This is a genomic window from Paludibacterium purpuratum, assembly GCF_004363805.1.
GTDB lineage: Bacteria > Pseudomonadota > Gammaproteobacteria > Burkholderiales > Chromobacteriaceae > Paludibacterium > Paludibacterium purpuratum.
The window spans coordinates 1-1,457 of record NZ_SNZP01000031.1 but is presented as its reverse complement, the minus strand read 5'-3'; the positions used below and the strand labels follow the sequence as shown (position 1 = coordinate 1,457).

Genomic DNA, 1,457 nt, shown 5'->3' with positions numbered 1-1,457 from the left:
TGAACTGACCCCAATAAGTTGGACAGTTTGCTGCTAGGCTTGCCAGGCCTGAGTTCTGTACCTTACAGGACTCAGGCCTTTTAGCTTGAGCTTGATACGCTCATGGTTGTAATAGTGGATGTACGTCCGAATTCCCGCCTGTAGTGCGTCGATACTCTCGAAGTGGTTCAGGTAGAAGAACTCCGATTTCAGCGTACCAAAGAAGCTCTCCATCGCAGCATTATCAAGGCAGTTTCCCTTGCGTGACATACTCTGGGTGAGTCCATGAGACGCAAGTTGGCGCCGATAGGCTGGCATCTGGTATTGCCACCCCTGATCAGAGTGCAGTAACGGCGCATCAAGGTTCGTCAGTTTAGCCAACGCCTTTCCGAGCATATTGCCAACCAAGGGAAAGTGCGGTCGCGCTTGCATCTCGTAGGCGACGATCTCCCCGTTGTAAAGATCCATCACCGGCGAAAGGTAAAGCTTTTCCCCTCGCACATTGAACTCGGTCACATCGGTCACCCACCGTTGGTTCGGTCGGTCTGCCTGAAACTGCCGATTCAGCACGTTCGGCACGTCAACGTGGCAACCGCCTCGGTAGGATCGGTACTTCTTGGGGCGCACCAACGATTTGAGGCCTAGTGTGCGCATCAATCTCTGCACGGTCTTGTGGTTGATCACGGCCCCTGAATGTCGCAACTCGGCGGTGATGCGTCGATAGCCATAGCGGCCCTGATGGCGTGTAAAGATGGCTTGAATGCGATCCTTCATGCCTGCATGCTTATCGCCAGCCTGTTGCACCTTGGCTTGATAGTAGAAAGTGCTGCGCGACAATTGAGCTGCCTTTAGCAGGGCCGACAGAGCAAATTTCTGCCTTAGCTCGATCACGGTTTGCGCTTTTTGGGCGCAGCTTGCTGAGCGGCTCGAACCAAGGCATCCAATTTTTTTAGATACGCCACCTCCGCGCGCAGAAGCTCATTCTCTTTTTGGAGGGCTTCCAATGAGCGTACTTCTTCTGACTTCGTGACCTGGGGCTTGGGGAGCTTGGCTGGCTTCGGATGTGTCATGGACTTGGGGCGACCTCTTCGCTTGGGCTTTAGCGCACCTAAACCACCCTTATGATACAGCCGTTCCCAAGTGGAAACGACCGCTGCGCCGCCGCGAAGATCAAACAAGGCGACGGCCTGACTGTAAGTTAATGCTTCCTGCCACATGCGTTGCAACACCGAAAGCTTGAACTCATCGCTATAGTGGCTGCATTTCTTGCGAAGACCAGCATCGCCATGCTGGCGATAGCTTGCCACCCACTGCTGAATACTGGTCTTACCAACCTGGTACTTGGCACTCAGTGCTCTGTACCCCATTGCCCCTGCTAGATACTCCTGAACGACGGTACGTTTGAAATCTTCATTATGTTTTGCCATGAAAAACACCCCAAAGGTTGGAACGGTGTCCAACTCTTGGGGTGCAGTTCA

At 53.4% G+C, this 1,457-nt stretch carries 1 protein-coding gene; it reads right to left on the bottom strand.

The features are described from left to right. Positions 1-33: 33 nt before the first annotated feature. A protein-coding gene (locus DFP86_RS19175; RefSeq protein ID WP_133684322.1) for an IS3 family transposase occupies positions 34-1,406 on the bottom strand; the annotation gives its coding sequence in 2 pieces (ribosomal slippage) (positions 34-920 and positions 920-1,406; 1,374 coding nt in all). Between the last annotated feature and the right edge of the window lie 51 nt (positions 1,407-1,457).